This is a genomic window from Anaerobacillus sp. ABR4_321 (genome assembly GCF_056158505.1).
In genome coordinates, this window is record NZ_JBSWTK010000001.1 from 3343437 (window position 1) to 3355001 (window position 11565).

Here is an 11565-nt window from a genome sequence, read left to right on the forward strand (position 1 = left end):
AGCGCACTCATATTTTTAATTTAGGAGGAATCTTACATGAGTGGATTACGTGAACAGAAGAAGCAGGAGACAAGAAGGAGAATTATTGAATCTGCGAAAAAGCTCTTCCTACAGCATGGGTTTGATCATACGTCGACAGAGCAAATCGCAAAGCATGCTGAAATAGGCTCTGGGACAGTATTTAATTATTTTCCAACGAAGTCGGATATCCTGATCGAAGTGATGAAAGATGATTTTATCCGTAGTGGTGACCACTCTCCCCCTTATCATATGAAGGAAACAGCTGAAGAGACGGTTCAATCCTATCTATTCCACAGTCTTGAAACCATCAGCTTACTCGATAAACGGCTGTTTCGTGAAGTGCTCACAGCCTCAATGAATGCCTATCAAAAGAGACCTGAGTTCCTATCGAGCCTGATGGAATTAGATTTCATGTTCATCGATGAATTGGTCGAACTACTTGAGGAGTTAAAGAACACAAACAAACTAGAGAACCAGTTTGACTCTTCAACAGCAGCTGAAGTGATCTATAGCTCAGTGATGTATGAAGCCCTCCTCTTTCTTTATATCGAGGAAAAAAAGATTTCAGAAACGACAGAACGAATTCGGGAAAAGATTAAATTTATTTTTAAGTGAGGCGAATAAAATGGACGTTTGCATTGTTGGGGGAGGAATTGCAGGTTTGACGTTAGCTTATTGGCTAAGTGAAAAAGGAGACAACGTAACGGTCCTAGAGAAATCATCATCCTTAAGAACAGAAGGCTATATGATCGATTTCTTTGGCCCAGGTTATGAAGTAGCTGAAAAAATGGGCTTGATGAATGAACTTCGTAACATCCACTATCCGATCGACTCGCTTGTATTCATGAAGAACGACGGAGAGAAAAAATATGACATCCCTTATCCAAAACTACGAAAACTGATGGACGATAAACACTTTAACTTCATGAGAGGTGACCTCGAAAGTGTTTTATATAAGCAGGTTAAAAACCGAGTAAACGTGAAGTTCGATTCCTGGCCAGTTTCAATCGACCAAGATGACGATCATGTATACGTCACCTTGTCTGACGAGTCCACATTAACATCTGATCTTCTAGTCGGTGCAGATGGAATGCGTTCTTCCGTTCGCTCCCTAGCATTCAATGAAACTTTCAACGATTCGATTCGTTACATCGGCTATTACACTGCAGCGTATATCATTGATGATCCCGCCGTTCTATCAAAAACTGGACGAAGCTTTTATACGTATTCTGAGCCAGGCGCTCAAGTATCTGTTTACCCGATTCGAGGTAACAAAGTAGCGACATTCTTTTTATATACCTACCCTGAACAACAAGGGCATGTAACCCAGGAAAGAGCCTTTCATCAACTGGTTGAGCGATTCGGTCATATGAATTGGATCGTTCCGGATTTACTAAAAGCAAGTGTAGATGCGGATGATTTCTATTTTGATGAAGTGTCACAGGTGGAACTGCCAGAATGGAGAAACGGGAGAATTACGTTTGTTGGGGATTCGTGCCAATGCGTTTCATTACTTGCCGGACAAGGGGCTTCCATGGCGATGGCGGGTGCTTACACTCTCGCAAAATCTTTAGAAAACCAAACTGACATGTCAAAAGCCCTCGCTCACTATGAACAGTCTTTACATAGTGATATCGAAGCCTTACAGCGCTCCGCCAGAAAGTTCGCAAACTATTTCCTACCTGACTCATGGTGGCGCATTTATGTAAGAGATGTGCTTACTCGAGCTTCAGTTTTGCCTGGAATCAGGAAGTTTGTAAACTTTAAAACAGTACGGCTGCCGCAATAGTTCAAAAGGGGGCATTTCGCCCCCTTCTTCTACTAAACTTGTATCGCTATTTGATCTTGATCCACGCTTTTTACACCTTCATTGAACACAAGTCGTGTTGAAAACTTGTAAGATGTACGCTTTTCAGTTTCAGGAATATTTTCAGGAATTCGGAAAGAAAATGGGATCGTAACGCGTTGCTCTTTCCGTACATCTTTTACCGTTAAAATTGTGACAGAATCAACGATCCGAGACGTTTTTTCAGCATGATTAATGTAAACGAGATCACATTCTACACGTTTGACTCGTTGCTCGATCGTCCCACCGGTGATTTCAAAGCTACCCGTCACGAGTTCACCTCGCTTGAAGCTTAGCTTCTCAAGGACAAGATCGATTTTAGCTGCTCCAATTCCTAATAAACACATCGATTTTCTTAGGAGCACGTGCTACTTCCCTCCTTTAACAACCGATTTTCGGTGAAAACGATCATACTTTTCATCAAGCTGACGATCGATACGGTCCATTTCTTTCTTGTCATGCATCAAATCTTCTTTATTTTGTTTAACAAGTTCTTTAAATGAAAGTGATTTATTTTGTGAGTATAAGTTTTTCCTCATAATGATCTCCCTTGCTTCATTTTTATTTTGGTTGGAGAAACAACTTATCATCCAATAAAAAATGACCTTTACCACTGTGGTAAAGGCCAAACAATAGACCTTTACCGTCTGGTAAAGGTCTTGCTAACAGCTGGTTGCTGCCAATAAAGCCGAGAGCATCGCGCTCTGTCTTGACGACTTTATTGTAAAAGCTACTCCCCTTTAGGAGAAACGATAAATTGTTATCTTAATATTATAGAATTCATGAAATAGTGTCAATAGTCAAAATCATATTTCTCTTTTAATTCTGCTGGTGCATGTTTCACGATTTGGTGAAGAATGAATGTCAGAATCATAACATCATCCACCATTCCAAAGATACTGAGAAAATCTGGTATCAAATCGAACGGAAGAATAACGTAACCAAGGATTGCGAGTAGCGAGAGCCATTTCCTCCTACCACCATGGCGCGTAAAGTACTCATACAAAAACGGGATAAACTTCTTCACTTTGAAGAACAATCTTGCTCGTTTTACGATTGCAGTCATATTTTCACCCCTTTCAATTCTACTTCCAAATCAAAAATAACCTCTGCCACATCTGGCAAAGGTTATTCATGAGGAGCCCTTTACCACATAGACGGTAAAGGTCTTGCTAACAGCTATTCGCTGCCAATAAAGCCGAGAGCACCGTGCTCTGAAATGACGACTTTACTGTAAAAGCTACTCCCCTTCGAACGTTCGTTTGTAATTCTAACTTTAGATCAGCAAGATCGATTCGTCAAGTAAAAAGTATTGAGCGTTAAAACAGCAGTCTGCTGACAGAAATAACGCCGGTTACGGTCACCATGCTGAAAACGGTGGACGCGAGTACGATTTGAGCAGACAACTCCGGTTCGTTTCGATATTCCTGTGCGATGATGGCGCTGTTGACCGCTGTTGGCATCGCAGATGATATTAAGAGCGCTTGTGCGGTTACCCCTTCCATACCAAGAGCGTAGATCAGCCCGATCGCGATAGCCGGACCTAGGATCAAACGAATAAACAAACTCACGTACACGACAGAAAGGTTTTTTGAAAATTTAAGCTGTGCGACCTGAGCACCAAGTGTTACTAGCGCGATCGCAACCATGGAATCTGCAATGTAATCAGCTGGAATCAAGATGAATTCCGGCACATCTACATTCGTTACATTAAGGCTTATTCCAAAAACCATAGCATAAAGAACAGGCATTTTGAAATATCCGATAACCGCACTCAGCTTGTTGCCATCGACGGCTTTTAACGTGAAGATTCCCCATGAAAACGTTAAGATGTTTTGAAAAGTAAGGATGATGACCTGAATCGACATTGCAAACGGGTCATGTTTAAAGACAAGGTCGTTTACTGGTACGCCGTAGTTTCCAGAGTTATAAAACAAAATGCTGTTCGTGAATGATGCCCGTACACTCTTACTGTACCGAAACACTTTACTAACGATCAAAGAGATCACATAAAGGAGCACAACGAAAAATGAAAAGAACGACAGAACAGAGATGAAGAGCGAAAGAGAAAACGTTGTTTCGTAGAGCTTTAAGAAGATAAAGCCAGGTACGATGAAATAAATGTTCACTTTCGCTAACGTGTAAAGATCTAACCGAAAGATCCGGTGAAGCAGTACACCGATTCCGATCAAAATAAATACTGGTACAATAATATCGATAAAAACACCAATCATGCTAAATCCTCAAATCTATACGATGTGAATTTCTGTAAAGGTTAATAATAACAGAATCACGTATAGAATTCTTCGCACGTGCTTGTTCACGCTTGAACAAAAACGTGTAAGCTTAGCGTTGACTCACGCCATCAACGCCCTTGCCTCTCTCACCAGCTTATTCACAGCTTTTCGGTTTTCCCAAAGCATCTTTTGAAGATCCTCTATCGATACGAACGTTTCTTCCTTATCACAATAGGACTCTCCCTTTCCATGTACGGAATAGGTCGCTTCATCATATTTCATCACCGTCCATTGGCCATTTCGATCGTTGTCATTAAAAACAATATAATGCTTCTCCCCGGTTGGATCATAGTTTGCCACTTTTTTAAAGTTCAAGAGCAGCTCTTCGATATCTTTCTTACTTCTGATTACATTCATTCCTCTCTCTCCTTTGTTCCCAGTAGGTTTAGATAATAATTCCCTTTAAAGGTAAAAATCCCTTCTTTACCACAGAAAAAGCAGCTGTCTCCAGCTGCTACTCGTTAAAACTCTTCTACATCATCGAAATAAACGTCGATCAGTTCTTTCTTTTTATCGTTTACGAGTACGTATACACGAACATTTTTCTTTACCCCATTCGATTTTAAGGTGAAGTCGAAATTATATTGATGCCTTTCATCAGAAATAAACACCTTGCCATCATACGTATATTCCGTAACACTTTCCTCAGGATACTGCTTCTTCGTTTCTTGAATGGCAATCTTTCCCCATTCCGCATAAGAAGGTTGCTGTGCACTTGCAAAAGGTCCTTGAATCAATAGTGCGAGACCTAACATGAGGCTCAGGCACCAGGTAACTTTCTTGAACATAAGGTGTACCCCCACTCTTTATTGGTATGGAGATAGTATTTAATACTTTGGCGTCATTCATACATTCGTGACACATGCATCAGGTTGCTCGTCCAAGCAAGTTTCACTCCCTGGACATACTCTATAAGTAAGGTAGATGGTTCCCCTTTCTTTCAATAATCTGGTGGAACGAATTTATAAAACACGCTAGAGCGTTCTAGTGTGTTCCTTTTTGTTCTTGATCAGGCAATTTACTAATGAATTGTAAAAGACATCGGATAATGACAAAAAATACATAAACACTTATAAAAGTGTAGTACCATTTCCACGTATTGTACTGAACTAAATCTGTAAATTTTTCAAGTAAAACTTCAGTAATGGTTAGGATCGACGTATACATAAACCCTTTTAGAAGGTAACCTTTAAACGAATAATGATACGTTGTTTGATAATAATGAAGACTTAATACAGGAAACAGTACGAGTTCAAACAGAGGGCTGCTATCAAAATAGGGAAAGATCGTTACGGGATAGGACAGCATGCCGCTTTCCACGACCATGACTCCGAGAATCAGTGCAAAATATCCTGTAATAAAGAAGGCGAGTAGCCAATCCTTTATCGGGGGCTTGCGCAAACTATAGAAAAAGAACAAGAGTCCACCTACAAACATGGCATAAAGTATGACTTTTTCGGCTCCCATTTTTTCACCTACTTTACCAGCTAAGATTAAGATTGATGATTCACGTCTTACTTTTTCCGGAATGCGCTCCTTTTATCCATTCTTAACACTAGTCGTTAAACGTGGTCGAAGTGAGTATCACTTTTGCACGTTTATGTAAAATAAATAAAAAAAGAATTCAAGTTTTACCATTGTGTACCAAGGGAAAAACGCTATAGACATTGGTAGAAGGGAGTCGCAGTCATGTTCAAAAAATTCTTACCCTGGCAGCTGCGCAAATATTTTGATATGCCGAGGAGTGTGCGAAAGCATGAGCTTCAATCCACCCTTTGGTATATGCCAGCTATCTATATTATCTGTGCAATCTTATTCTCAGGACTCACTCTATATCTCGATTTAAAAGTTAATCTTTCGCAATTCACTCCCGAGCTCATGCATGCAAGCACACAACCGACGAGATTGCTCGTAAGCTCGCTGATCGGTGGAATCTTAACACTAAGTGCTTTCACCTTAAACTCCGTACTCGTTGTGTTAACAACGTTTAGTGGACAGTTTTCACCGCGGATGCTTCTTAATTTCGTTGCAGATCGAACCACACAACACTTTGTTGGGATCTTCCACGGAAGCTTCGTGTACGTACTTATTACGTTCCTATTCCTCACTAGCCAGTCTGAAGAAAATTTTGTTGTCATACCTGCAGTCACATTTATGCTTGCATTCATTACCGTGATGACGTTTATCCTATTCATCAACCATGCAACGAGCTGGATGCAGGTACATAACATCGCGACCAACATGAAGAAAGAATCCATCTCGATCGTGAGAACGTCATTATCAGATGAGCTCGAAGAATTCAGAAGTGAAACACCCGTTCATTTTGATAAAGAAGAAAGAATCAATGAAAAAGAAGCGTGTTCCCTTGAATCAGGCTACATTCAATTGATTGACTTTCGAAGTATGATTGAAGAAGCAAGAAAAGACCGCATTGTGATACAGCTGCAGAAAAAAGTTGGAGATTATGTTTTAAGAGGCACTTCCCTTTTTACATTTTGGGGCGAAGGTGCAAAAGACATCAACGTGAAAAAGTATCATAAATTTCTTGAAATCGGTTATAAAGAAACTGAGATCCAAGATATTAAGATGGGTATGACGAAGCTCTCTGAGATCGGAGTAAAGTCACTTGGTAACGATGACCCTAAGACGGCAATCACCATCATTCACCAGATGGCTGACCTATTGCTTGAAGTCGAAAATGATATCACGTTCACTCCATACCTCGCTGATTCTGATGGGTGTGTGCGGGTCATTATGGAGTCTGAAAGCTTTAGCTATTACTTATACCGCGGCTACGGTTACATTCGTCACTACGCTGGTGAAAATTATCTTATCATCTCAGAAATTATCCTTGCCCTCAGTCTTGTTGCACAATCGATTTCTAAGGACAAGTTGAAGGAAGTTTGGGAATTTGGTAAGAATACCATGGATCACATCGATGAAAAACTCATCTATGATCTGGATCGAGATTATTTACTCGAAAAGCTGTATAGCCTCGCCTATTACACGGGTCACGAAGATGATTTCCACCAAATTGAGAAACGGTTTGGTGAGAGCGGTTCAGAGGGCCATAAAATGGAAAATTAAGAATATGAAAAAGCCTGCCAACACTGTGGCAGGCTTTGCTTATTGAGAAGCATGTAATCCATAACAAGTATGTAATCCTTTTGCTTTCCGGTCCTCGAACGCCAGTCTGAGCAGGGAAGACTACAGCGGTTTCGCTGATAACTCGGAGGATTTCGCCGATAAATTCAGATTTCCGCTGATATAAGCTTTATTCCACGTGCCGCCAGCGGCTACAAAACAAAATAAGCCTGCCAACATGATGGCAGGCTTTGCTTCTCATTTAACGAAAAGCCGCTATTTTGCTTTCGATCTCATCTTCCATCTGCAATTCTTCAAACGAATAAATCCGTTCTACAAAAATTTGATGCCAAAGCATGAAGACTAGGACGGTCCAAATCTTTCGAGAATAGTCACCCTTCTTCTGAACATGAGCTTCCAATAGGTCCGCCACGACTTTCTTATCGATGAGATAATCCGTCTCACTGACATGGATCAGCTGCTTTGCCCAATCGTAGAGTTCGTTTCGAAGCCAGTGTCGAATCGGAACTGGAAAACCAAGTTTTTTACGGTCGAGTACATGGTTAGGAACGATGCCACGAGCTGCTTTTCTAAGAATTGATTTTGTCGTTCCGTTAGCGATTTTTTCATGCACAGGAATTTCACTCGCCACTTTAAAGACTTCTTTATCTAAGAAAGGCACGCGCAGCTCAAGCGCATTTGCCATCGTCATCTTGTCAGCTTTAAGAAGAATATCCCCACGCAGCCATGTTTGAATATCGATATATTGCATCTGATTTACTGGATGATCTGATCGCACGTTTTGATAAAACGGTTTTGTGATTTGCTGATACGTTTCTTGCGGATCATAGGTTTGAAGCAGATTCTCTTTCTCTTTTTCCTCGAACATCTTCGCGTTTCCGATATAGCGCTCGGAAAGTGCCGTTGACCCTCGTTCTAAGAAGCTCTTGCCTTTCATTCCTTCTGGTAACACGGTCGCGACTTTGTTGATCATCTTTTTCAAACTGGTTGGAACCGGTTGGAACATGCGAAGCGCTTCTGGTTCACGGTAGATGTTATACCCACCGAATAACTCATCAGCTCCTTCTCCTGAAAGGACGACGGTTACATGCTTACGAGCTTCTCTCGCGACGAAATATAATGGAACGCACGCGGGATCAGCGAGAGGATCATCCATGTGAAACATGATCTTCGGGAGCTTTTGAATGTATTCTTTGGCCGATATCATGTAGGAATAATTGTCTACATTCAGCTTGTTTGCCGTTTCCTTCGCAACATCTACTTCTGAATACCCATCTCTTTCAAACCCAACAGAAAACGTCTTGATGTTCGGATTAACTCGTTTCGCCAGTGACACAATAATGGAAGAGTCGATACCACCAGAAAGGAACGAACCGACTGGCACATCACTTCTCATATGTACATTCACCGAATCGATGAGGACATCTTGAATACGTTTCGTCCACTCTTTCTCATCTCTGTTGAGAATTGGGTTGAATGTCGCATGAAAATAGCGATGAAACTGAAGAGGTCTATTCAATTCCTTTACGAAATAATGACCTGGCTCGACCTTCTTTATTCCGTCAGTGAGTGTCATTGGCTCCGGAGAGTACTGAAAACTTAAATAGTGTTGAAGTGCTATTGGATCCACTTCTTCAAATTCTTGCAGAAGCGTTATGCTTTTCTTTTCAGAAGCAAAGATTACATCATGATCCTTTTCTTTAAAGTAAAGAGGTTTTATTCCAAACGGATCTCTCGCACCAAAAAGGGTGTTTTCATGTTTGTCCCATATCAATATAGAGAACATTCCGCGCAAATCAGCGAACGAATCTACACCCTTTTCTGAGAATAACGCGATGATCACTTCTGTATCAGATTCCGTTTGAAACGTTTTGCCTTGCTTTTTTAACTGCTCACGAAGCTCTACATAGTTGTAGATCTCCCCGTTAAAAACCATCCAATACCGTTCGTTCTCGTAGTGATAAGGCTGATGTCCAGATTCAATATCGATGATGCTTAGTCTCCTGAACCCTAACGAAACATAGTCATCGGTATAATAGCCTTCATCATCAGGGCCTCTATGAGCAATGACCTGGTTCATTTTAACTAGATCAGATTGTGAGTGATATTTTGATTTTTCTGGTTCCGTACGTAGAACACCTATAAAACCACACATAACTATAGCCACACTTTCTTTGGGATAGTAATACAATTGTAACATTTAAGTAATGGTTACGTAACAGTTGAGTGAATATTTTGGTAAAGCCGTTCTATTTATACTGTAGAATCGATTGCGTCATAACAGCAAATAATCAAAGAGGTGTATGTAAATAACCGTTGTTTGAAGATTGCTGCGTTCAATTCCAATTTCAGTAATGATTATCCATTGATATTCCAACTATTACTTCTATTAAAGCACATTCTTACCGTAAATTGTCCCTTCTTTTGACCCAAACCACCGTATTAGGAAGATAGTCTCACCTAATCTGTTCATTCTTTTCACACTCTCTTCACATAATACAACGAAAAAAGCAGCAAAATAGTTCGCTACTTTTATTGTTGACCAATATTTTGTGTTGTGATCATGATTCCCTCTTGACCAGGCGTCCAATTTGCCGGGACACCTTTTCCCGTTTTTTTATGGTACTGAAGAGCATGAATAAGTCTTACTAACTCGAATGAATTCCGGCCTACCTCTGGAGGATAGACCATTTTCGAACGAATCATACCAACAGGATCGATGATCACTGTTCCACGTAAAGCTGTTCCTGTCTGTTCTTCTAAAACGCGATATGATTTGCTTATTTGATGATTCCGGTCACTGACAAGGGGATATCGGACTTTTGCCGCTAAAGGAGAAACTTCTGTAAAAACTTTGTGAGAATAAACACTATCGGTACTAATTCCTAGTACATTCGTGTTGATCGCTTTTAATTCAGGATAACTAGCAGCGACCGCTGCTAACTCTGTTGGTCAAACAAATGTGAAATCACTGGGATAGAAAAATAGGATGACCCAGCTACCGCGATAATCTTCTAGACTAACCTGTACGATTACTTTTTTGATGGGATCGTAAGCAGTTGCTCGAAATAATGGCGCAACATCGTTCGTTTGTGCGCAAAACGGCAGGCTCTCCTCTGACATATCCACTCTCCACCTCTTTTCACATGCCCTATATCATATGAGAACCCCACTTAAATCATTCGTTTCTTTGTATGATCAAAGAGATTGTGATTGACAATAATATCCTGCTTTTTTTTAGAGTAAAAACTTTTTCTCTGGTGATATTAAGAATCGATTCCATCAAATTTAAGGAGGAAAAGATATGAAGAAGAAAGCACTAGTATTAACAATGGTAGCTGCTCTTTCTACAGGCTCATTAGCAGCTTGTACGCCAGAGCAAGACGATATGAATCAACAGCCTGAAGATGTGAATTACGATCCAGTTCGTTACGACAACAACAGAGATGACGACATGGACAGACGTCACATTCGTCAGCCGGGCGAACGTGATACTCCAAACAATATGGATGAAGAAGAGCCAGATTTGGATGAAGAACCGTCCGAGCAAAGACGCCAGGACAGACGTGACCGTAACTACTAGAACTCACAGCAGCTTCTGTACATGAGTGCAGAAGCTTTTGCATGTTATTTTTCTACATAAAAAGCCCCTCTAAACGAGGGGGGAGAGAATAGGCTATTGTTCATTATATGATCGGTGTGATCTATGTATTCCTCTAAAAAATGCAAGCGCTATCTAACCTGTCACTATCAATAAAGGGTAATTTTCCCTGATTATTAGGAATGCGAAATAATTTATGTTATCATAGTATCTACTCTAAATGGAAAAGAGGGGTTTTACGTGGAGGTAGAGAACGATATTATACTCCCAGAAATCGGTAGTGACGTACAAATAGGTAGCCGTAAAGCTAAGGTTATCAGCATTTTAAACAACACGATCGTAGCCGAATGGCATGAAGTATCTGAAGACGAAGAAAAACGTGTTGTTGCGAAGCACGACGAATATACGATTCTCTAAATTCTAAAAGGACAGGCTTTGCCTGTCCTTTCAGTTTGTCCTGTCAGCGTCCTCTTTCAGCTCTTCATACGCTTTTTCAAATTCTAGATACGTACTCTCCCCATAAACATTCTGGTCGTTATCGAACAGTTCCCTAAATGTGAATGCTTTTGCTTCGTCTATCGTAAACCCCCTGGCATTCATCACTAGGTTGAAATAAGATACGAAATAATGCTTACTCATCTTTCCTGCATTTTTAGTGATCATCGTTTCCTCCGTTACCTTTACGATTAAATTCG

Annotated in this window: 15 protein-coding genes; 5 read left to right on the forward strand and 10 right to left on the reverse strand. The window is 40.6% G+C overall.

The genetic code is table 11. The features are described 5' to 3' along the window. Nucleotides 1–36 precede the first annotated feature (36 nt). On the forward strand, nt 37–636 hold the full coding sequence (locus ACXADT_RS17445) for a TetR/AcrR family transcriptional regulator (RefSeq protein ID WP_474832088.1): 600 nt from the start codon (nt 37–39) through the stop codon (nt 634–636). A 10-nt stretch (nt 637–646) separates the two neighbouring features. Continuing rightward, nucleotides 647–1810: an FAD-dependent oxidoreductase gene (locus ACXADT_RS17450; RefSeq protein WP_474832089.1), complete on the forward strand. Its 1164-nt coding sequence runs from the start codon at nt 647–649 to the stop codon at nt 1808–1810. A gap of 32 nt (nt 1811–1842) precedes the next feature. On the opposite strand, the gene ACXADT_RS17455 is transcribed toward ACXADT_RS17450, so the two are convergent. The 7 genes from ACXADT_RS17455 to ACXADT_RS17485 form a co-directional block, all read right to left on the reverse strand. Beyond that, nucleotides 1843–2232, reverse strand: coding sequence for a sporulation protein (locus tag ACXADT_RS17455; RefSeq protein WP_474832091.1), 390 nt, complete (start codon nt 2230–2232; stop codon nt 1843–1845). Nucleotides 2233–2235: 3 nt separating this feature from the next. Further along, on the reverse strand, nt 2236–2406 hold the full coding sequence (locus ACXADT_RS17460; protein ID WP_270181408.1) for an FbpB family small basic protein: 171 nt from the start codon (nt 2404–2406) through the stop codon (nt 2236–2238). 254 nt (nt 2407–2660) lie between these two features. Then, nucleotides 2661–2933, reverse strand: a complete 273-nt coding sequence (locus tag ACXADT_RS17465; RefSeq protein ID WP_270181407.1) for a YkvA family protein — start codon at nt 2931–2933, stop codon at nt 2661–2663. Between the two features lie 253 nt (nt 2934–3186). After that, on the reverse strand, nt 3187–4101 hold the full coding sequence (locus ACXADT_RS17470) for an AEC family transporter (RefSeq protein WP_474832092.1): 915 nt from the start codon (nt 4099–4101) through the stop codon (nt 3187–3189). A gap of 123 nt (nt 4102–4224) precedes the next feature. Further along, nucleotides 4225–4521 (reverse strand): hypothetical protein, encoded by a 297-nt coding sequence (locus tag ACXADT_RS17475; protein ID WP_474832094.1) that lies wholly within the window; start codon nt 4519–4521, stop codon nt 4225–4227. A 104-nt stretch (nt 4522–4625) separates the two neighbouring features. Beyond that, on the reverse strand, nt 4626–4952 hold the full coding sequence (locus ACXADT_RS17480) for a DUF3889 domain-containing protein (protein WP_474812678.1): 327 nt from the start codon (nt 4950–4952) through the stop codon (nt 4626–4628). Between the two features lie 196 nt (nt 4953–5148). Next, nucleotides 5149–5631 (reverse strand): CBO0543 family protein, encoded by a 483-nt coding sequence (locus ACXADT_RS17485; protein ID WP_474832095.1) that lies wholly within the window; start codon nt 5629–5631, stop codon nt 5149–5151. A gap of 222 nt (nt 5632–5853) precedes the next feature. On the opposite strand from ACXADT_RS17485, the gene ACXADT_RS17490 reads away from it, so the two are divergent. Further along, nucleotides 5854–7251 (forward strand): DUF2254 domain-containing protein, encoded by a 1398-nt coding sequence (locus tag ACXADT_RS17490; RefSeq protein ID WP_474812682.1) that lies wholly within the window; start codon nt 5854–5856, stop codon nt 7249–7251. Nucleotides 7252–7510: 259 nt separating this feature from the next. Here the strand turns inward: ACXADT_RS17490 and asnB are convergent, their stop codons facing one another. Then, on the reverse strand, nt 7511–9424 hold the full coding sequence (gene asnB, locus ACXADT_RS17495; protein WP_474832096.1) for an asparagine synthase (glutamine-hydrolyzing): 1914 nt from the start codon (nt 9422–9424) through the stop codon (nt 7511–7513). A 377-nt stretch (nt 9425–9801) separates the two neighbouring features. Next, on the reverse strand, nt 9802–10392 hold the full coding sequence (locus ACXADT_RS17500) for a peroxiredoxin (RefSeq protein WP_474832098.1): 591 nt from the start codon (nt 10390–10392) through the stop codon (nt 9802–9804). Nucleotides 10393–10573: 181 nt separating this feature from the next. On the opposite strand from ACXADT_RS17500, the gene ACXADT_RS17505 reads away from it, so the two are divergent. Both ACXADT_RS17505 and ACXADT_RS17510 read left to right on the forward strand, forming a co-directional pair. After that, on the forward strand, nt 10574–10852 hold the full coding sequence (locus tag ACXADT_RS17505; protein ID WP_270181399.1) for a hypothetical protein: 279 nt from the start codon (nt 10574–10576) through the stop codon (nt 10850–10852). A gap of 258 nt (nt 10853–11110) precedes the next feature. Continuing rightward, nucleotides 11111–11287: a hypothetical protein gene (locus ACXADT_RS17510; protein WP_270181398.1), complete on the forward strand. Its 177-nt coding sequence runs from the start codon at nt 11111–11113 to the stop codon at nt 11285–11287. 30 nt (nt 11288–11317) lie between these two features. Here ACXADT_RS17510 and ACXADT_RS17515 read toward each other — a convergent pair whose 3' ends face one another. Then, the gene (locus ACXADT_RS17515; RefSeq protein ID WP_474832099.1) at nt 11318–11533 is read right to left on the reverse strand and encodes a hypothetical protein; all 216 of its coding nucleotides are present in this window, start codon (nt 11531–11533) and stop codon (nt 11318–11320) included. Nucleotides 11534–11565: the final 32 nt, after the last annotated feature.

What these genes read in the sequence shown, in the direction of transcription:
- ACXADT_RS17505 (WP_270181399.1), top strand. Translation starts at nt 10,574, where the DNA reads ATGAAGAAGAAAGCACTAGTATTAACAATGGTAGCTGCTCTTTCTACA.
- ACXADT_RS17515 (WP_474832099.1), bottom strand. Translation starts at nt 11,533, where the DNA reads ATGATCACTAAAAATGCAGGAAAGATGAGTAAGCATTATTTCGTATCT.
- ACXADT_RS17475 (WP_474832094.1), bottom strand. Translation starts at nt 4,521, where the DNA reads ATGAATGTAATCAGAAGTAAGAAAGATATCGAAGAGCTGCTCTTGAAC.
- asnB (WP_474832096.1), bottom strand. Translation starts at nt 9,424, where the DNA reads ATGTGTGGTTTTATAGGTGTTCTACGTACGGAACCAGAAAAATCAAAA.
- ACXADT_RS17450 (WP_474832089.1), top strand. Translation starts at nt 647, where the DNA reads ATGGACGTTTGCATTGTTGGGGGAGGAATTGCAGGTTTGACGTTAGCT.
- ACXADT_RS17485 (WP_474832095.1), bottom strand. Translation starts at nt 5,631, where the DNA reads ATGGGAGCCGAAAAAGTCATACTTTATGCCATGTTTGTAGGTGGACTC.
- ACXADT_RS17465 (WP_270181407.1), bottom strand. Translation starts at nt 2,933, where the DNA reads ATGACTGCAATCGTAAAACGAGCAAGATTGTTCTTCAAAGTGAAGAAG.
- ACXADT_RS17445 (WP_474832088.1), top strand. Translation starts at nt 37, where the DNA reads ATGAGTGGATTACGTGAACAGAAGAAGCAGGAGACAAGAAGGAGAATT.
- ACXADT_RS17490 (WP_474812682.1), top strand. Translation starts at nt 5,854, where the DNA reads ATGTTCAAAAAATTCTTACCCTGGCAGCTGCGCAAATATTTTGATATG.
- ACXADT_RS17470 (WP_474832092.1), bottom strand. Translation starts at nt 4,101, where the DNA reads ATGATTGGTGTTTTTATCGATATTATTGTACCAGTATTTATTTTGATC.
- ACXADT_RS17480 (WP_474812678.1), bottom strand. Translation starts at nt 4,952, where the DNA reads ATGTTCAAGAAAGTTACCTGGTGCCTGAGCCTCATGTTAGGTCTCGCA.
- ACXADT_RS17460 (WP_270181408.1), bottom strand. Translation starts at nt 2,406, where the DNA reads ATGAGGAAAAACTTATACTCACAAAATAAATCACTTTCATTTAAAGAA.